The organism is Allorhizobium undicola ORS 992 = ATCC 700741, from assembly GCF_000621665.1.
Taxonomy (GTDB): Bacteria; Pseudomonadota; Alphaproteobacteria; order Rhizobiales; family Rhizobiaceae; genus Allorhizobium; species Allorhizobium undicola.
Genome location: NZ_JHXQ01000028.1, coordinates 18,918 through 36,791, shown reverse-complemented (window position 1 = coordinate 36,791; position 17,874 = coordinate 18,918). Strand labels below are relative to the sequence as shown.

Here is a 17,874-nt window from a genome sequence, read left to right as displayed (position 1 = left end):
GGCTTGGGACGCCATAAGGCAGGGGTATGATCTCTTTTAAGAGCTTGCGCTTGGAAACGCCGAAATCAGCCATGTCCTGACACGTCTCTGCACCACACAGCACCGCCGCAAGCGCAATGAACAAAATACTGTTCAACGGATGGCGCACATTGGCAGCACGAGGATCAGGAACAGATCCAAACAAAGAGGCAAATCCTTTCATCAAACCCTCCGAATCAGTCGGAGGAAGATGAAGCGATTTGCCTCAATCATTCAATAGCTTGAAACCCATATGCGATTCCCCTGCCCTCAAGGGGGGAGATTGCAATACGGACAAAGCGCCATCCTTCAAAGAATATTGACGATGACGGCCTTTTTCAGGAATTTAGGCAGGGCCTTGATCTTGCCGATCTCCCCACTTGAGGGGGAGATGTCCGGCAGGACAGAGGGGGGTAAACCACACGCAAAACGGTAGCGTCGTGTACTGTGATCAAACGCACAAAGGACGCGGTAACACTTTAAAACTGCTGCATGATTTTCATCTTAAATGGATTCCGATTTAAGGAATTATGCAGGAGAGCGCCGATCTGATTGAATCAGATCGGCGCTCTAACAATGAAACACACGGCGCTGTTGGTTCCTCAGGGGCAGCGGCGTATCTGGTCGGCATAGATGGCCGAGATGGCCGCAAAGCGCCGGGCGCCTGCCAGCGCTTCCGGGCGGCTGCGATAGGCGCCGCGAATATAGCCGAGCTGGCCTGAATGATAGGCGAGGTAGAGCTTGTAGGCATCGTTATAGGGAATGCCGAGACGCTTGCTGCTCTGATAGTGATACCAGCCGATAAAGCGGATTGCATCGCCGAAATTCGTGCGGCGGGCGAGGTAGCGGCCGGTTTCCTGCTGGTATCGCTCCCAGGTGCCGTCCAGCGCCTGCGAATAGCCATAGGCGGTGGAAATGCGCTTCCAGGGGATGAAGCCCAGAATGTAGCGGCGCGGCGGGCGGGCGCGCGAACGGAAGCTCGACTCGGTATAGATCGTGGCCATCAGAATATGAACCGGCACGCCATATTCCCGCTCCGTGGATCGGGCCGCTCTTTTCCAGTTTTCAAAAGCGCCGTCCCGTTGCTCGAAGATCGCGCAGGCGTTGCGGATCTGGCTGGGTGGCCGGGCACAACTTGCCAATGCCAGCATAAGGGCGATGACGAGGATTTTACGCATAACAGACCTCTTCTATCGCTCCCGATAATAGCCACTAAAATTTAAGGAAAGGTTTACCTTTTGTGGTCTTTTCCCGAAGAGAGTGTGGTGGAATCGTGTTGCCCGTTTTGCGTATCGGGGCTGCCTTGGTTGCCGCCTTTTCCGCCTTTTCCGCTTCACGTCTTTACGGGCCCTTACAGCCATACGGGAACTATTAAGTTTTCGTTGATAAATTCATCGATAGCATGGCTGGCGCTGGTCTGGTGATGTGGGCCCCAGGGAAACGACGGCAGGCCGGTTGATTTCCTGGCGGCGAACCGTAAGCCTTGGTATTAAAGCATGTCGCGCAAAAGTGTGCAGCGGTTTTGCGATAACGACATGCGACAAAACAATGACGTAAAGCGTCAGGAGCGAATCTGAAAGATCGCGACACGCTTTAGAGCAATGCAGGTGAACCTGTGTTCACCGGAAATGCTCCAGAAGGGGCCGGCATGGCAACCTTACAGCAAGGCTTTTGCGGCTTTCATGGACCGGATTTGAGGATAGAGTGATGAAATCGAGTGCAGTGATGGTGAAACTTGGTCTTTGTGCCGTTCTCTGCCTGGGGTTTACGGTTGCTGCCATGGCGGGCACGGTGGATATAAAGCCTACCGCTGCGCTGCGCAAAAACTCTGTTCCCGCCGTGCCCCTCGCCAAACAGGGCCTGCCGCCACTGGAGATGGGCCGAGTCGCCAGCCTGCGGGCCGCAATTAGCGGTTATCGCAGCCGGATCGAACCAAAGGCGGCATTTCAGACCCTGCTTTATGCAGGCGGCAAGGGGGCAGAAAACAGCCTTACGGTGGAGATCGGCCTTGCGGACGGCCCGCGCTATCGCCAGCCTGCGGCCGATGACGATGCCAAACGGGAGCTTCGCCGCCTTTTCCCCGGGCTGAAGATGAGCATTGATCCCACCTCGCGGCAAAATGCCTACGGCATCTATCATGTGGCGACGGGCCGTTTCGGCAAGAGCGGGGCGTGCGTTTATGCATGGCAGGCCATGCGCAGCGTCCAGCCGTTCCGGGCGGCGGCACCCTTGCATGTCTATGCCGATACCAGTCTGGACCTGCCTGTCCGCGTCACGCTCAGCTATTGCGATGCCGCAGCCCAGTCGGAACAGTTGGCGGGCCTGCTGACCAGCCTGAGCCTGCGCCCAATCAGCAGCGCCAGCCTGGATTTGCTGCGATGAAGCAGGGCGAGGAAAAGTGGGAGCTTGCTTCCACTTTTCTCAGGGCGCTGATGAGACTCGCCGGTCTTTCCGCGCCTCTTTCTGCAATGCAAGTATCGGCAATTTCGGGCAGGATCCAAGCGCAAGCCAACAGCATGGCCATGGCGACCTGTGTGGTGAAGAAATAAAATCCTGAGATAAATGGTAGCGGGAGGCGGACTTGAACCGCCGACCTTGGGGTTATGAATCCCACGCTCTAACCACCTGAGCTATCCCGCCACACGGCACCTTGAGGCTTGTGGTAAAAGCCGTCCGATGTGATGGGCGGCTTATAAGGCTTGGCTTGGCGCAAAGTCAAGCGGGCTTTGCCAAAAAAGGCGAAAGACTGGCAAGTCTTTGGCAGAGCTTGCGTTTCAGGCGGCGGCCGGGCTGGTCAGCAAGGCCTTGAGCGCTGCTTCCGCTGCTGCCTGCCGCTCCGAACGGTCGATGAAGCCGCCGCCATAGACGCGGGCATCGGCACCGGGGGCGGAATAGAGCACGCAGGCCTGGCCGGAGGCGATGCCTGCCTCGCCGAGATCGAGATCGACATAGACGCCGTTTTCGTCCGCATGAAGTGTCGCCGGGGCAGGGGGCCTTGTGGAGCGCACCTTTGCAAAACAGGCAAAGCCCTGGCTCGCTTCTTCTTGCAGCGGGCGATCTCCCAGCCAGTTGATGTCGCGCAGATAGACCCTGTGGGTTTCCAGAGCCTCCTTGGGGCCAACAATAACGCGGCGCGAACGGGCATCGAGATAGATGACGTAAAGCGGCTCGCCGGTGGCCACGCCCAGACCTTTGCGCTGGCCGATCGTGTAGTGAAGAATGCCTTCATGCTGGCCAAGCACGCGGCCATCCAGATGCACGATTTCGCCCGCCAGCGCCGAATTCGGCTTCAGCTTGGTGATGATGTCGGCATATTTGCCCTGCGGCACGAAGCAGATGTCCTGGCTATCGGCTTTCTGCGCCACCACAAGACCCATCTCCTCGGCGAGCTTGCGGGTTTCGGCCTTGGACATTTCGCCCAGCGGAAAGCGCAGATAATCGATCTGCTCCTGCGTGGTGGCAAAGAGGAAATAGCTCTGGTCGCGCTCGCTGTCGATCGGGCGAAACAGCGCCCGGTGGCCGGGATTGCCCGGTAGGGGTACGGATCTGGAGCGGATATAGTGGCCGGTTGCCAGCGCATCGGCCCCCAGTTCGCGCGCCGTCACCAGAAGATCGGCGAATTTGACCGTCTGGTTGCAGGCCACGCAGGGAATGGGCGTTTCCCCGGCAATATAGCTTTCCATGAAGGGATTGATGACCGTGTCGCGGAAGCGCTGTTCGTAATCCAGCACGTAATGGGGAATGCCGAGCGTTTCGCATACGCGGCGCGCATCGTCTATATCCTGCCCCGCGCAACAGGAGCCGGCCCGGTGAACGGCGGCGCCATGGTCGTAAAGCTGGAGCGTGATGCCCAGCACGTCATAGCCTTCGCGCTTGAGAATGCCCGCCACCACGGAACTATCGACGCCACCTGACATGGCAACGACAACGCGCGTATCTTCCGGCTTCTTGTCAAAATCCAGCGTATTCACGAAGACGATCTCTTTAATTGATGCGTGTGCAGGCGCGTGGCATCGCTACAGGTCAAGCCATGCCGAGTGTATAATCAGGTTATGACGGCTTTCTTGACGAGGATATAGAAAGGAAAGCCCTGTCATGCAAGGCCGCTTGCGGCACCTCACACTCTGCGCAATTCCTCTCGGTGACGCTGCATCAGCAAAAAACGGGCGTAATCCCGCTCATAGGCGGCGCGGCGGGCCGGATCGGGCGCAATGATGCGGCCCTTTGGCCCCATGGCCTGACCGGCTGCGGCAAGACTTGTATGAATGCCGCCAGCGGTGGCGGCATTCATGGCGGTGCCGATCAGCACGGCGTCCGTATCTTCGGCCACCACCAGTTCGCAACCCGTGACATCGGCGTAAAGCTCCACGAGCAAAGGATTTTTCATATGGCCGCCGGTCAGATGCAGCCGGGGCAAGGGCGCCTTGCCCGCGGTCATCATGTCCAGAATCTGGCGAATCCCAAGCGCGATAGCCACACAACTCCGCCAGTAAAGGCGGCAAAGCCCGTCGAAGGAGGCATCCAGCGTCAGCCCGGTCACAACGCCGGTCAGCGCGGGATCGGCAAAGGGCGAGCGGTTGCCGTGAAAATCCGGCAACACATGCATCCCGGCGGCAAAATCCGGCCCTTGCTCGGCTCTGAGCGTCCGTATGCGGTCTATCACCCGGCGGTGCAGGGCGGTTTTCGGCTCTCCACCCTCCGCGTGGCTGCGTAAAATATGGTCGAGCAGGGCGCCGGTTGCGGATTGCCCGGCCTCCACCAGCCAGAGATCGGGAAAGATCGTCCCGTAATACGGTCCCCAGAGGCTATGGCCGAAAACCGGCTCGCGTCCCAGCGTAATCAGGCAGTTGGAGGTTCCGGCAATCAGCGCCACCTGTGCCTGGTTGCGTGCGGAAGGATCCGCCGCGCCCAGCACGCCAAGCGCCCCGGCATAGGCATCCACCATGCCTGCCGCGACCAAAACGGCAGTGGAAAGACCAAGCTCGGAGGCCGCGGTCTGGCTCAACCGGCCAATGGGCGTGCCCACGCCATGGGCTTCTTCCGGCAGGCCGCCCTTTTCCGGCAGGTCGGCAAGTCCGGCAAGGGCCAGAAAATCCCGCTGCCAGCCGGGTCTGGCATGGCCGTAAAACGTCCATTTCGAGGTGAGCGTGCACAGCGAACGCGCCGTGGAGCCAGCGGCTCGCCATGTGAGAAAATCGGCGAGATCGAAGAATTGCCCGCCTTCGGACCACAGGTCCGGTCTGTTGGCTTTCAGCCACATCAGCTTGGGAATTTCAGCCTCCGGCGACATGACATTGCCGGTATGTCTGAGAACCGGGTGGTCCAGGGCCGAACACCGCTTGGCTTCTGCCTTTGCCCTGTGGTCCAGCCAGGCAATGGTATCGAAGCTGTGCGAGGCCTCTTTGCGCAAGGCAAGCTGCGTGCCGTCACGGCGGCGCAATACGAGAGAGCAGGTGGCATCGAAGCCGATGGCGCCAATCCGCTCCGGGGCGATGCCCGCCCCGTGCATGGCCGCGCGGATGGCGCTGACGGCGGCGGCCCAGATGTTCTCCGAATCATGCTCGCCGAGATCGGCGCGCGGACGCGACAGCACGATCGGGTGTTCGGCTCGAAACAGCAGCCTGCCCTCGGCCGATACCACGCCCGCCCGTGCACTGCCGGTTCCGACATCCACCGCAATCACGTGATCCTGCATGTCGCTCTGTGTCCGTTCCTGAAATGCTCTTGTCGTCTTGTCGAAACACGACCGGAAACGCTTATCAGACAAACTGAAGCAAGTCCCCCATGGCATCAAATCTGGCGTCCGGGGCCAGCGCGTCAATGGCCCGGTGGTGAGAGGCTGTCCTGGCGTGGCTTGCGCCGCAAAAGGCAAGCACGCGCATACCCGCAGCCCTCGCCGCCATGATGCCGGCGGGGCTATCTTCCACCACCGTGCAGCGGGCCGGATCCGCGCCCATTTTTGCCGCCGCATGGAGGAAAAGGTCCGGTGCCGGCTTGCCGTTGCGCACCATGGTTGCGCTGAAGATATGCGGCTCGAAACGATGGAGAAACCCGGTGACGGAGAGGGAAAGCGCGATGCGTTCCGGATTGGAAGAGGAGGCGACACAACGGGCAATGCCTGCCGCCTCCAGGGCGTCCAGTGCCGTTGCGAGCCCGTCAATGGCCTTGAGATCCTGCCGGAAGCGCCGGAAAAGATCGTTCCGCAGGGCTTTCAGAAAGTCGTCGTCGATGGAAAGGGCGAAATTTGCCCTCGCTGTTTCCACCACTTTTGCCATGCTGCGGCCAAGAAAGTTTTCGTAGACATAGGCCTCGTCGATCACGACGCCTGCCTTGCGAAAGGCGGCCACCAGCACCTCGACGGAAATCGTCTCGCTGTCCACCAGCACGCCGTCGCAATCGAAAATCACCAGCTGTGGCGCCGGTCGCTGCATGGGTGCCTCTTTGTTTTGAACGTTTACGTGTTTCCAAACGGAAAGCCGGTTTCCATTTTTCCTTGGAGCACTTTATTTTCCCAACGCCCCATCCAGATAGCGTTGCAATGTTTGCGCCGTGCCATGGGTGCGAAGCGAGGTCAGGGCCTGCGTAAAGCGCTGCCTGAACAGCGGGTTTTGCCCAACCGTCCCGAAAATATCGTCGAGAGCGAGGAAGGCCAGCGGATCGTCCCGGCTTTCAAGCGCCGTTTTTTGCAGGCGCTCAGTGCTGGCGTCGTTGAAGACGATGGCCTTGCCACTGTCGGATAAGCCTTCGAAATAGCGGCACCACAGTGCCGAAACCAGCGCCAGCCCCTTGACGTCCAGTCCCTTGGCCAGACGGTCCGCCGTGGAGGGCAGGATGAATTTCGGCTGCCGGTTGGAGCCGTCCTGGGCAAGACGCGGGATGGTGTCGCCAATCTTCGGGTTGGAGAACCGCGCTTCGATCAGCGCCGCATAGTCCTGCAAGCTGGTGTTGGGCACTGGCGGCACCACGGGAATGATTTCCTCATGGGTCAGCTTGGAGAGGAAGGCGCGGATCAGCGGGTTTTCCATGGCCTCATGCACGAAGTGAATGTCCATCAGCGTGGCCGGATAGGCAATTGCCGCATGGCCGCCATTGAGGATGCGTAGCTTCATCAGCTCATAGGGCGCGACATCCGGCACGAAGGTGACGCCCACCTCCTCGAAGGCCGGACGACCCTGCGGAAACCGGTCTTCCAGCACCCATTGCTTGAACTCTTCGCAAAAGACCGGCCATTGATCCTCGATGCCATAGGTGTCGCGGGTGATCGCCACCTCGCGCTCGCCGGTGGCGGGGGTGATGCGGTCCACCATGGCATTGGGAAAGGCGACGTTTTTGTGGACCCAGTGGGCAAAATCCGGGTCGGAGAGTTTGGCAAGCCCGGTCACGGTTGCTTCCGTCACCTCGCCATTGCCGGGAATATTGTCGCAGCACATAACGGTAAAGGGCGGATGGCCTGCTGCCCGGCGGCGCTTCAGCCCGGCGATGATCAGGCCGAACACGGTTTTCGGCTGGTCGGGATGGGTCGCATCCGCCATAATGGCCGGATGCTTCGGATCGAACCTGCCGGTGGCCGGATCGATGAAATAGCCGCCCTCGGTAATGGTCAGCGAGACGATGCGGATCGCCGGATCGGCAAGTTTGGCGATGATGGCCTCAAACTCGGGGGCAGCGATGAAATCCACCATCGGGCCGGTAACGGTGGCGGCACTTTTCGCCACATCCTGTTCCACCACCGTGGTCAGATAATCCTGCGCGGCCAGCTTTTCCTTCATCTTCGCGTCGGAGGGCAAGACGCCCGCGCCGATGATCGCGAAATCCAGGTTCTTGCCCCGATTGAACAGCTCATGCAGATAGATGGCCTGATGGGCGCGGTGAAAATTGCCGACGCCAAAATGCAATATGCCGGGGGTGAGGCTTTTACGCGCGTAAGCTGGAATGGCCGCCTTGGCGGCAGCGTCTTTCAGGGTGGCTAGCGATAGTTTGACGGTCATGAGATTCTATCCTGAAATGGAAATGGCCTGTCAGCTCATCCAGTTGCCGCCATCGACATTATATGTCTGGGCGACGATGTAATCGGCTTCGGGAGAGGCGAGGAATATCGCCATGCCGGTGAGGTCTTGCGCCTTACCCATGCGGCCATAGGGCACGGCTTCGCCCACCAGCTTTTTCTTCTCGCCGAGGGGACGGTTTTCATATCTGGCAAACAGCGCATCCACGCCGTCCCAATGCTCGCCATCCACCACGCCGGGGGCAATGGCGTTGACATTGATGCCTTGGCTGATGAGGTCGAGACCGGCCGATTGGGTAAGCGAAATGATCGCTGCCTTGGTGGCGCAATAAACCGCCACCAGCGCTTCGCCCCGGCGGCCCGCCTGGCTCGCCATATTGATGATCTTGCCGCCCTTGCCCCGTGCGATCATGGCTTTGGCTGCCGCTTGCAGCATGAAGAGCGAGCCCGCGACATTGATGGAAAACAGCCGGTCATAGCTCTCGCGGGTGATCGCGACGATGGGCGCGAGATCGAAAAGGGCGGCATTGTTGACGAGAATATCGATGCCTCCAGTCTTGTCCTCAACGGCGCGGATGGCGGCATCGATGCTGTCCTGCTTCGTGACGTCGAGATGAACGGCATAGGCTGACGGGCCGATCTTGTGCGCCGTCTCCTCCGCCCGTTGCAGATTGATGTCGGCGATGGCGACGGTTGCGCCTTCGCGCACATAGGCCTCCGCAAAAGCCCGGCCAATGCCGCGTGCCGATCCGGTGATCAGCGCAGATTTGCCTTGAAGACGGCCGGTCATGCTGCCACTCCCTTTTCATCGAAGCGGTGGAGGCGGCTGGTGTCGGGTGTGATGAACACCGTTTCGCCATGGCGCACCGGAAAATCGCCACCGGCGCGCGCCGTGATCGGGCCGATCCCCTCGACATCGGCATGGAGGAAAGTGTCGGACCCCAGATGTTCGGCAATCGTCACCTTGCCCTTCCATGCGCCGTCCGTGGTGGAAAGCGTCACATGTTCCGGGCGGATGCCGATGGTATGCGCCCCATGCTGCCGGGCGATGGAGCCGGAGATGAGGTTCATCTTCGGCGAGCCGATAAAGCCCGCCACGAACAGGTTGGCGGGGTTGCGGTAAAGCTCCAGCGGCGAGCCGACCTGCTCGATATTGCCGCGATTGAGCACGACGATCTTGTCGGCCATGGTCATGGCTTCCACCTGATCGTGGGTGACATAGATGGAGGTTGCGCCAAGCTTCTGGTGCAGTTCGGTGATTTCCAGCCGCATGTTGACGCGCAGCGCCGCATCGAGGTTGGAGAGCGGCTCATCGAACAGGAAGCAGCGCGGCTGGCGCACGATGGCCCGGCCAATGGCAACCCGCTGGCGCTGGCCGCCCGAAAGCTGGCGCGGCTTGCGGTCGAGATAGTCGGTGAGGTTGAGGATGCGGGCGGCATCCGTGACCTTGCGGTCGATCTCTCCCTTGTCCATGCTGGCCATTTTCAGCGGGAAGCCGATATTGGAGCGCACACTCATATGCGGATAGAGCGCATAGGACTGAAAGACCATGGCAAGGCCGCGTTCGGAGGGCTTCTTGTCGGTGGCATCCGCCCCGTCGATCATGATTTTCCCGCCGGATATATCCTCCAGCCCGGCAATCAGCCGGAGCAGGGTGGATTTGCCGCAGCCGGACGGACCGACAAAGACGACGAATTCGCCATTGTTGATTTCGAGATTGATATTGGGAATGACCTTGGCTTCACCGAAAGTCTTCGAAACATTTTGCAGGGTAATGCTGCCCATGGGTGAAATTCCTTGTATCTACTTCACAGCGCCGAAGGTGAGGCCACGCACCAATTGCTTCTGGCTGAACCAGCCGAGAATGACGATGGGGGCGATCGCCATGGTCGAGGCAGCGGAGAGCTTGGCGTAGAACAGGCCTTCGGGGCTGGAATAGGAGGCGATGAAGGTGGTGAGCGGCGCCGCATTCGACGTGGTGAGGTTCAGCGTCCAGAACGCCTCGTTCCATGCCAGAATGATGTTGAGCAGCAGGGTGGAGGCAATGCCCGGCACCGCCATGGGGGTGAGCACATAGATCACCTCCTTCATCAGCGATGCGCCGTCCATGCGGGCGGCTTCCAGAATTTCGCCGGGAATTTCCTTGAAATAGGTGTAAAGCATCCAGACGATGATCGGCAGGTTGATGAGCGTCAGCACGATGACGAGGCCGATGCGGGTATCGAGCAGGCCGCTGTCGCGAAACAGCAGGTAGATCGGGATCAGCGCCCCCACCGGCGGCATCATCTTGGTGGACAGCATCCACATCAGCACATCCTTGGTGCGCCTGGTCGGCGAAAACGCCATGGCCCAGGCGGCAGGAATGGCAATGAGAAGGCCAAGCAGCGTGGAGCCGAAGGAAATCACCACCGAATTGAGGAAGTGGCTGAAATAATCCGAGCGGCTCTGCACTTCGAGATAGTTTTCCGTCGTCCAGTGGAAGAACAGGAAGACCGGCGGCGAGGCAATGGCATCGCCTTCCGATTTGAAGCTCGTCAGGAAGGTCCACAGGATCGGAAAGAACATCAGGAAGCCGATGGTCCAGGCAATCACCGTGAAGGTCAGTTTTCTCCGGGTGGAAACGGCACGAGCCATGGTCACGCCTCCAGATTCTTGCCGATCATCCGCATCAGGAAGATCGCGACGATATTGGCCAGAACCACGGCAACGATGCCGCCGGCGGATGCGCCGCCCACGTCGAATTGCAGCAGGGCCTGGGTATAGACGAGATAGGTGATGTTGGTGCTGTCCGTGCCCGGACCGCCATTGGTGGTGACGAGGATTTCCGCAAAGACCGACAGCAGGAAGATCGTTTCGATCAGGATCACCACGGTAATGGCGCGGGCCATGTGCGGCAGCACGATATAGATGAATTTCGAGATCGGCCCGGCGCCGTCCATTTCGGCGGCTTCCTTCTGCTCTTCATCGAGCGATTGCAGCGAAGTCAAAAGGATCAGCGTTGCAAAGGGCAGCCATTGCCAGGCGACGATGACGATGATGGAAAACAGCGGCATCACCGAAAGCCAATCGACGGGGTCGGCCCCGAACAGGCGGAAAATCCACGCGAAAATCCCGTTGACCGGGTTCATCAGCATGTTTTTCCACACCAGTGCGGCCACCGTTGGCATGATGAAGAAGGGGGCTATCACCAGCACGCGCACCACGCCCTGGCCAAACATTGGCTGGTCCAGCAGCAGCGCCAGCAAAATGCCGCCGATCACGGAAATGGCCAGCACGCCACCCACCAGCAGCAGGGTATTGGCGAGTGCCGCGAAAAACGCCGGATCGGTCAGAAAGAACTGGTAATTCATCAACCCGGTAAATTCTTCCGTGCCGGGCATCAGCAGATTGTAGCGCAGCAGCGAGAAATAGATGGTCATGCCGAGCGGCACGATCATCCATGCAAAGAGCAGGATGACCGACGGGGCCATCATCAGCCGGGCCGAGGAGTGGGTATGGGTCGTCGCCATGGGGTCCCGCCTCTTGGAATGTATGTCGTTGAAAATGAAACCGGCAAAGAGGTGAGCCTCCTGTGAGAGGCTCACCGCAGGTCAGCGGCTTACTTCTTGGGATAGCCCGCCTTCTTCATCTCACGCTCGGTGAGCTGCTGGGCGCTCTTCAGCGCCTGATCGACGCTGACCTGTCCGGCAAGGGCGGCGGAGAACTGCTGGCCCACGGCCGTGCCGATGCCCTGGAATTCCGGGATCGCCACATATTGCACGCCCTCATAGGGCACAGGCTTGACGGTCGGCTTCTTCGGATCGGCGGCATTGATGCTGTCGATGGTCATTTTGGCAAAGGGGGCCGCCTTCTGGTAATCCGCATTGGCGTAAAGCGAGGTGCGGGTGCCCGGAGGCACGTTGGCCCAGCCATCCTTCTCGGCAACCAGCTTCAGATAATCCCTGGAGGTTGCCCAGGCGATGAACTTTTCGGCGGCTTCCACCTTTTTCGATCCGGCGGGAATGGCAAGGTTCCACGACCACAGCCAGTTGCCACGCTTGCCAAGGCCGGTGTCGGGTGCGAGCGCAAAGCCCACCTTGTCGGCAACCTTGGATTCCTTCGGATTGGTGACGAAGGAGGCCGCAACCGTCGCATCGATCCACATGCCGCATTTGCCGGTCTGGAACAGAGCGAGGTTTTCGTTGAAGCCGTTGGAAGAAGCGCCGGGCGGGCCTGCATCCTTCATCAGCTTCACGTAGAAGTCCAGCGCCTTCTTCCATTCCGGCTGATCGAATTGCGGCTTCCAGTTTTCATCGAACCAGCGTGCGCCGAAGGCATTGGCGGTGGCCGTCAGAAAGGCCATGTTCTCGCCCCAGCCAGCCTTGCCGCGCAGGCAGATGCCGTAGGTTTCGGAGGATTTGTCGGTGATCTTGCGGGCCGCATCGGCAATGAAGTCCCAGGTGGGGGCATCGGGCATTTTCAGCCCGGCCTTGTCGAACAGGTCCTTGCGATACATCACCATGGAGCTTTCGCCGTAGAAAGGCGCGGCATAGAGCTTGCCATCGACCGTCAGGCCCGAACGGATCGGCGGCAGAAGATCGGCGGCGTCGTAATCCTTGTCGGCGGAAAGCGTGTCGAGCGGCTGGAGCCAGCCCTGCTTGCCCCAGATCGGTGCTTCGTAAATGCCGATGGTCATCACGTCATACTGGCCGCCCTTGGTGGCAACGTCGGTCGTCACCTTCTGGCGCAGGACGTTTTCTTCCAGCGTCACCCACTTCACGTCGATGCCGGGATTTTTTTTGGTGAAGTCGTCCGTCAGCTTCTGCATCCGGATCATGTCACCATTGTTCACCGTGGCAATGGTCAGCGTTTGCGCAGACGCCACGCCGGAAAGCGCCAGCACCGAAACGGCGCCGAGCAACAAGGTCTTCACGTTCATTATCTTCCTCCCAGAAGATTGCTCATTCCGGAAAAGGCCAACTCCCCCAGCCCGGAATGCGGTTTGGATAACCGTCGGCTGCCGATCCTCATCGGCGGCCGGTTCAAAGCCTGATGGATAAACCACAAACTGAGCATTCGCTTTGCTCTTGGGCAATTACTCAGCATAGTGCCGCGTTTGTCAACGCAGATTCGTTGCTGCGCTGCGCAAAGTCCCCCCAAATCCGAGGGATTTGCTGGATTGGAACGCTGCATTTCAGGAAAAAGTTTTAAGGCTTGTCTATGACGCAAGCCGGAAATGGCTGCGCAAGGTGCGCGCCTGCCTGTGGGTGATTTCGATCAGGCCAAGATCTTCCAATCCGGTCAGTTCCCGGATCACCAGGGCATGTTCCACGCCGAGCAGGCGGGAAAAGCTGCGGCTGTCATGGGCAATATCGAGCGATGCCGCAGCCAGCAGGCCGGCCTGCAAGCCGGAAAGCCGGGCGTCGCTTGCCGCGATGCGCCCGACCAGAGCCATGAATTCCTCCGCACTGGCGGGCGTGTTGCTCACGCCGCCTGCTGCCGGTTGCGGAATGTCACCATGATGGATTTGGAGGTGGGGGTGTGGCTTTCCAGCCCGGCACTGCCGAGCGGCACCAGCACGTTCAGCTCCGGATAGTAACCGGCAATCGAGCCGCGCGGAATGTCGTAGGGAACGAAGCGGAAGCTTTTTGCCACGCGCTCCACGCCATCCTCGAATTCGCTGACCACATCCACGCGGTCGCCCGCCTTGGCATTCAATGCCTTCAAATCTTCCGGGTGGATGAAAATCACCTGCCGTTCGCCATAGACGCCGCGATAGCGGTCGTCGAGACCATAGACGGTGGTGTTATACTGATCGTGCGAGCGGAAGGTTTGCAGGGCGAAGCGGTTTTCGCCTCTGGTGGCGCGCTGATGCACGGTCTCCGCCGGCAGGCTGCCGGTATAGAAGCTGGCCTTTGCCGCTGGCGTATTCCATTCACGATGCGCCGCGCTGTTGCGCAGGTGAAAACCACGCGGCTTGCGCAGCCGGGTGTTGAAATCGGCAAAGCCGGGAATGGTCGCTTCGATATGATTGCGGATCAGGTCGTAATCCTCGGCCAGCTCGCGCCAGTTGACGGTGCCGTTGCCAAGGGTTGCCTCGGCAATACCGGCAAGGATCGCCACTTCCGACTTCAGATGCGGCGAGGCGGGCCGGTTGATGCCCGCCGAGCCATGCACCATGCTCATGGAATCCTCCACGCTGATCAGTTGCGACTGACCGCGGGAATTGACATCCATCTCCGTGCGGCCAAGGCAGGGCAGGATAAAGGATACCTCGCCGGGCATGAGATGTGAATGGTTGGGCTTGGTGGCAATGTTCACCGTCAGCTTCATCCGGCCCATGGCCTCGGCCACCAGCGCGCTATCGGGTGTGGCGCGGGCGAAATTGCCGCCAAGCGCAATGAAAGCCTGGGCGGTGCCATCCAGCATGGCGCCGATGGCGGCAAGCACGTTGTGGCCGTTTTCACGCGGCATGGGCACGCCGAAATGCTTTTCCAGCGCATCGAGAAAGGCCGCTGGCGGCTTTTCGTTGATGCCCACCGTGCGGTCGCCCTGCACGTTGGAATGGCCGCGCACCGGGCAAAGGCCCGCTCCCGGCTTGCCGACATTGCCGCGCAGCAGCATGAAACTGGCAATTTCGCGAATGGTCGCCACCGAATGGATGTGCTGGGTAACGCCCATGGCCCAGGTGCAGATGACCCGCTCGGCCTTGAGGTAAACGTTGGCCGCTTCTTCGATCTCAGCCCTTGTCAGGCCGGATTGATCCTCGATCTCGTCCCAGCCCGTGGCATCGACGGCGGCGCGGTAGGCGTCGAAATCGGCGCAATGTTCGGTGAGGAAGGCGCGGTCCAGAAGCGAAGGAAGGCCTGCGGCAAGGGCTGCATCGTCAGCGGCGAAAACCGCCTTGCTCATGCCGCGCACGGCGGCCATGTCGCCGCCAAGGCGCGGCTGGAAATAGCGGCTGGCAATGGCGGTGGAGCCGCCTTGCAGCATTTCCAGCTTGTCCTGCGGATCGGAAAAGCGCTCAAGCCCCTTTTCCCGAACGGGATTGAACACGACGATCTCCGCCCCGCGCAGCGAGGCGCGGCGCAAATCGCCCAACATGCGCGGATGGTTGGTGCCGGGGTTCTGGCCGATCACGAAAATCGCATCCGCCTTTTCGAAATCCTCCAGAAGCACCGTGCCCTTGCCCACGCCAATGGCCTGACGCAGCGCAACGCCGCTGGCCTCATGGCACATGTTGGAGCAATCAGGGAAATTATTGGTGCCGTAAAGGCGCACGAACAACTGGTAGAGATAGGCGGCCTCATTGCTGGCGCGGCCGGAGGTGTAGAACTCGGCGCGGTCGGGGTTGTCGAGGTCTTTCAGAATGGCGCCGATGTCGGCGAAAGCCTCTTCCCAGCTTACGGGCAGGTAGCGGTCGCTTGCCCGGTCATAGCGCAGGGGGTGGGTGAGGCGGCCGTTCAATTCCAATTCGTAATCGGAAAGCTGCTTCAGCTCGGAAACGGTGTGCGCCGCAAAAAAGGCGGGCGTGGCGCGTTTTTCCGTCGCCTCCCACGAAACGGCCTTCACGCCGTTTTCGCAGAATTCGAAGGAGGAGCCATGTTCCGGATCGCCCCAGGCGCAGCCGGGGCAATCGAAGCCATCCGGCTGATTGGCCTTCAACAATGTGCGCGCCCCCGAAAGAGGCGCACCGCTTTCCAGAAGCCGCTTGCCGCAGCTTTTCAACGCACCCCAGCCACCGGCCGCGGCAGATTTCTTGCCAATGAATTCTGTTGTCATGGCCGCTGTTTTTTACGCGAATCTGACAAAAATCAACCGTGGAAACGCAATGGCTTGATAGGAAATCTCTATCGATGCCCGGCCCTGAGGGCGAAATCGTCGTGCCTTGAACAGAAATGTAATATAATCAATTGTTTGCTAGAATGTGGCATTGCAATAAACTATTCATCATTCAACAGAAAATGCGCCGCTGCCTCATCGGTTATCAGCGCATTGATGTGGGCACCCGCCAATGCGGCCCGGATGGCGGCATGTTTGCGCCGTCCGCGCGCCATGCCGATCACGGTGCAATGCGCTCGGGAGGGGATTTCAATGCTGGCCACCCGCTCGTTGACGGGGTGATCCAGCAGGCGTCCCTTTGCATCGAAGACCCAGCCGCAGATTTCGCCCGTTGCGCCCGCCTTCAGCAACTCGTCCATTTCCGGCGCCTTGAGAAAACCGTCCTGCATGAGCGGCGCGCCCATGGCCATTTCTCCGATGCCGACAAAGGCCACATCGGCCCTGCGCCCCAGCTCGATCGTCGGGGCCACCAGCGGCTGGCTGCGCATCAGGTCACGCTCCTGGCGCGAAGAGACGATGACCGGCAGCGGCATGGGAAAATGCGGTGCTTTCACCGCATCGGCCATGGAAAAGATAACGTTGAAATAGGCCGCCGATCCATCCGGGCTGATATTGCCGGTCAGCGATACGATCCGGTGTTGCGGGCAGTCCATGGGCGAGAGCTGGTCGATGACGGCGCGCAGCGTGCGCCCCGTTCCCATGGCGATGGTCAGCGGCTCCGGCTTTTTCAGCCATTGTTCAAGTTCGCCAGCGCCTGCCTGCGCAATGCCGGTGGTGGTGGCCTCCGAACCGGGATCGGTGGGCACGATCTCCACCTGTTTCAGGCGAAATTTCGTTTTTACCGCCTCCGCCAGTTCCAGGCAGACGGCAATGGGATGATCGATGCGCACCTTGACCAGCTTTTCCGCCACGGCCAGCGACACCAGCCGCTGGGCGCTCTGGCGGGAAATGTTCATGGCCGCGGCAATCTCGTCCTGGGTGCGTCCGGCGACATAATAAAGCCAGCCCGCGCGGGCTGCATCGTCAAGCCTTGAATCGGAAACAGTCTTTCGCGCCATTGGTCCCTCTTTCCCCGATGAGCTATGCCTTTCGGCGCGAAGCTGTCAATCCATCGCCGCATTATCGCTTTTCCATCGTGGTCCGTCGGGCTATCAAGGCGCAAGGTCACAGGGTGCGGTTGGCAAGATCACCTGCACGCCCGGAAAATGGAGTGTTCATGCCTGTTCCCGTCAATCGCTTCAAGCAAATGCTGGCCATGCCCGGTCCAGTGCTCCAGGGCCTGTGGGTGGCGCTGGCCAGTCCGCATGTGGCGGAGCTTTGCGCCGGTGCCGGTTTCGACTGGATCCTCATCGATGGCGAACACGGTCCAAACGATATTCCGCTGATTGCCGCCCAGCTTGCGGCAACGGCGCATCAGCCGGCCCATCGCATCGTGCGGCTGCCGGTCAACGAGGCATGGCTGATCAAGCAGGCGCTGGACATCGGGGCGCAAAGCCTGCTCATTCCCATGGTGGATACGCCCGAACAGGCGCTGGCCGCTGCCCGCGCCTGCCGTTATCCGCCGCAAGGCATTCGCGGCATGGGAGCCGGGCTTGCCCGCGCTTCCGATTTCGGCAGGATCGGCGATTATGTCGCCACGGCCAATGACCAGACCTGCCTGATCGTCCAGATCGAAAGCCGTCTGGCCATGGACAATCTGGAAGCCATTGCCATGACGCCCGGCGTGGATGCCCTGCTGATCGGTCCCGCCGATCTTGCCGCCGACCTCGGCTTTCCCGGCAAGGCGGATGCACCGGAAGTCTACGAGGCCGTCGAGAAGATCATCACCACGCTTGCCGCCCTGCAAAAGCCCGTGGGCATCATGACGCTCGATCCGGCCATGATAGAGCTTGCCCGGCAGAAGGGCGCCCGCTTCATCGCCACCCAAAGCGATGCCGGATTGCTGGCCGCGGCGGCAAGAAAGCATCTGGCCGAGGTCAGGGGAGAAGGCATTCAGGGTGGTGCAAGCAGCTATTAGAGCATAATCCGAC

17 protein-coding genes and 1 tRNA gene are annotated in these 17,874 nt (G+C 60.2%); 3 read left to right on the top strand and 15 right to left on the bottom strand.

What is annotated here, in order from left to right:
• The coding region (locus T424_RS22295; protein ID WP_027489043.1) for a transposase family protein at positions 1–202 on the bottom strand (202 nt) is incomplete at its 3' end.
• Between the two features lie 418 nt (positions 203–620).
• Positions 621–1,196 (bottom strand): transglycosylase SLT domain-containing protein, encoded by a 576-nt coding sequence (locus T424_RS0117735; protein ID WP_027488921.1) that lies wholly within the window; start codon positions 1,194–1,196, stop codon positions 621–623.
• A 529-nt stretch (positions 1,197–1,725) separates the two neighbouring features.
• Between T424_RS0117735 and bcsN the strand changes: the two genes are divergently transcribed.
• Complete coding sequence (bcsN, locus tag T424_RS0117725) at positions 1,726–2,400, top strand: cellulose biosynthesis protein BcsN (protein WP_154664978.1); 675 nt, start codon at positions 1,726–1,728, stop codon at positions 2,398–2,400.
• Positions 2,397–2,567: a hypothetical protein gene (locus T424_RS22695; RefSeq protein ID WP_154664977.1), complete on the top strand. Its 171-nt coding sequence runs from the start codon at positions 2,397–2,399 to the stop codon at positions 2,565–2,567. Before bcsN ends, T424_RS22695 begins: the two co-directional genes overlap by 4 nt.
• 14 nt (positions 2,568–2,581) lie before the next feature.
• On the opposite strand, the gene T424_RS0117715 is transcribed toward T424_RS22695, so the two are convergent.
• From T424_RS0117715 to T424_RS0117655, 13 genes are all read right to left on the bottom strand, one after another.
• Positions 2,582–2,658, bottom strand: a tRNA-Met gene (locus tag T424_RS0117715).
• Positions 2,659–2,792: 134 nt separating this feature from the next.
• Positions 2,793–3,989 carry a tRNA 2-thiouridine(34) synthase MnmA gene (gene mnmA, locus T424_RS0117710; protein WP_027488919.1) on the bottom strand — a complete coding sequence of 399 codons (1,197 nt, stop codon included), beginning with the start codon at positions 3,987–3,989 and terminating at the stop codon, positions 2,793–2,795.
• 146 nt (positions 3,990–4,135) lie between these two features.
• Positions 4,136–5,713 (bottom strand): FGGY-family carbohydrate kinase, encoded by a 1,578-nt coding sequence (locus T424_RS0117705; RefSeq protein ID WP_027488918.1) that lies wholly within the window; start codon positions 5,711–5,713, stop codon positions 4,136–4,138.
• Between the two features lie 64 nt (positions 5,714–5,777).
• Positions 5,778–6,449 carry an HAD family hydrolase gene (locus T424_RS0117700; RefSeq protein WP_027488917.1) on the bottom strand — a complete coding sequence of 224 codons (672 nt, stop codon included), beginning with the start codon at positions 6,447–6,449 and terminating at the stop codon, positions 5,778–5,780.
• A 72-nt stretch (positions 6,450–6,521) separates the two neighbouring features.
• Positions 6,522–8,006 carry a mannitol dehydrogenase family protein gene (locus tag T424_RS0117695; RefSeq protein ID WP_027488916.1) on the bottom strand — a complete coding sequence of 495 codons (1,485 nt, stop codon included), beginning with the start codon at positions 8,004–8,006 and terminating at the stop codon, positions 6,522–6,524.
• Positions 8,007–8,036: 30 nt separating this feature from the next.
• Positions 8,037–8,813 (bottom strand): L-iditol 2-dehydrogenase, encoded by a 777-nt coding sequence (locus T424_RS0117690; protein ID WP_027488915.1) that lies wholly within the window; start codon positions 8,811–8,813, stop codon positions 8,037–8,039.
• Entirely contained in the window at positions 8,810–9,808 is a 999-nt protein-coding gene (locus tag T424_RS0117685; RefSeq protein ID WP_027488914.1) for an ABC transporter ATP-binding protein, read from the bottom strand. Before T424_RS0117685 ends, T424_RS0117690 begins: the two co-directional genes overlap by 4 nt.
• An 18-nt stretch (positions 9,809–9,826) precedes the next feature.
• The gene (locus T424_RS0117680) at positions 9,827–10,657 is read right to left on the bottom strand and encodes a carbohydrate ABC transporter permease (RefSeq protein ID WP_027488913.1); all 831 of its coding nucleotides are present in this window, start codon (positions 10,655–10,657) and stop codon (positions 9,827–9,829) included.
• Positions 10,658–10,659: 2 nt separating this feature from the next.
• Positions 10,660–11,532, bottom strand: coding sequence for a carbohydrate ABC transporter permease (locus T424_RS0117675; RefSeq protein ID WP_027488912.1), 873 nt, complete (start codon positions 11,530–11,532; stop codon positions 10,660–10,662).
• An 89-nt stretch (positions 11,533–11,621) separates the two neighbouring features.
• On the bottom strand, positions 11,622–12,941 hold the full coding sequence (locus tag T424_RS0117670) for an ABC transporter substrate-binding protein (RefSeq protein ID WP_027488911.1): 1,320 nt from the start codon (positions 12,939–12,941) through the stop codon (positions 11,622–11,624).
• Between the two features lie 279 nt (positions 12,942–13,220).
• Positions 13,221–13,457 (bottom strand): hypothetical protein, encoded by a 237-nt coding sequence (locus tag T424_RS0117665; RefSeq protein WP_084268573.1) that lies wholly within the window; start codon positions 13,455–13,457, stop codon positions 13,221–13,223.
• Positions 13,458–13,486: 29 nt separating this feature from the next.
• Positions 13,487–15,784 carry an FdhF/YdeP family oxidoreductase gene (locus T424_RS0117660; RefSeq protein ID WP_027488909.1) on the bottom strand — a complete coding sequence of 766 codons (2,298 nt, stop codon included), beginning with the start codon at positions 15,782–15,784 and terminating at the stop codon, positions 13,487–13,489.
• A 161-nt stretch (positions 15,785–15,945) separates the two neighbouring features.
• Positions 15,946–16,902 carry a sugar-binding transcriptional regulator gene (locus T424_RS0117655; RefSeq protein WP_027488908.1) on the bottom strand — a complete coding sequence of 319 codons (957 nt, stop codon included), beginning with the start codon at positions 16,900–16,902 and terminating at the stop codon, positions 15,946–15,948.
• Positions 16,903–17,060: 158 nt separating this feature from the next.
• On the opposite strand from T424_RS0117655, the gene T424_RS0117650 reads away from it, so the two are divergent.
• Complete coding sequence (locus tag T424_RS0117650; RefSeq protein ID WP_027488907.1) at positions 17,061–17,861, top strand: HpcH/HpaI aldolase family protein; 801 nt, start codon at positions 17,061–17,063, stop codon at positions 17,859–17,861.
• The last annotated feature ends 13 nt before the right edge of the window (positions 17,862–17,874 follow it).

Coding starts and splice junctions, on each gene's coding strand:
- T424_RS0117735 (WP_027488921.1), bottom strand. CDS start 1,196: ATGCGTAAAATCCTCGTCATCGCCCTTATGCTGGCATTGGCAAGTTGT.
- bcsN (WP_154664978.1), top strand. CDS start 1,726: ATGAAATCGAGTGCAGTGATGGTGAAACTTGGTCTTTGTGCCGTTCTC.
- T424_RS22695 (WP_154664977.1), top strand. CDS start 2,397: ATGAAGCAGGGCGAGGAAAAGTGGGAGCTTGCTTCCACTTTTCTCAGG.
- T424_RS0117705 (WP_027488918.1), bottom strand. CDS start 5,713: ATGCAGGATCACGTGATTGCGGTGGATGTCGGAACCGGCAGTGCACGG.
- T424_RS0117700 (WP_027488917.1), bottom strand. CDS start 6,449: ATGCAGCGACCGGCGCCACAGCTGGTGATTTTCGATTGCGACGGCGTG.
- T424_RS0117695 (WP_027488916.1), bottom strand. CDS start 8,006: ATGACCGTCAAACTATCGCTAGCCACCCTGAAAGACGCTGCCGCCAAG.
- T424_RS0117690 (WP_027488915.1), bottom strand. CDS start 8,813: ATGACCGGCCGTCTTCAAGGCAAATCTGCGCTGATCACCGGATCGGCA.
- T424_RS0117685 (WP_027488914.1), bottom strand. CDS start 9,808: ATGGGCAGCATTACCCTGCAAAATGTTTCGAAGACTTTCGGTGAAGCC.
- T424_RS0117680 (WP_027488913.1), bottom strand. CDS start 10,657: ATGGCTCGTGCCGTTTCCACCCGGAGAAAACTGACCTTCACGGTGATT.
- T424_RS0117675 (WP_027488912.1), bottom strand. CDS start 11,532: ATGGCGACGACCCATACCCACTCCTCGGCCCGGCTGATGATGGCCCCG.
- T424_RS0117670 (WP_027488911.1), bottom strand. CDS start 12,941: ATGAACGTGAAGACCTTGTTGCTCGGCGCCGTTTCGGTGCTGGCGCTT.
- T424_RS0117665 (WP_084268573.1), bottom strand. CDS start 13,457: ATGGCTCTGGTCGGGCGCATCGCGGCAAGCGACGCCCGGCTTTCCGGC.
- T424_RS0117660 (WP_027488909.1), bottom strand. CDS start 15,784: ATGACAACAGAATTCATTGGCAAGAAATCTGCCGCGGCCGGTGGCTGG.
- T424_RS0117655 (WP_027488908.1), bottom strand. CDS start 16,902: ATGGCGCGAAAGACTGTTTCCGATTCAAGGCTTGACGATGCAGCCCGC.
- T424_RS0117650 (WP_027488907.1), top strand. CDS start 17,061: ATGCCTGTTCCCGTCAATCGCTTCAAGCAAATGCTGGCCATGCCCGGT.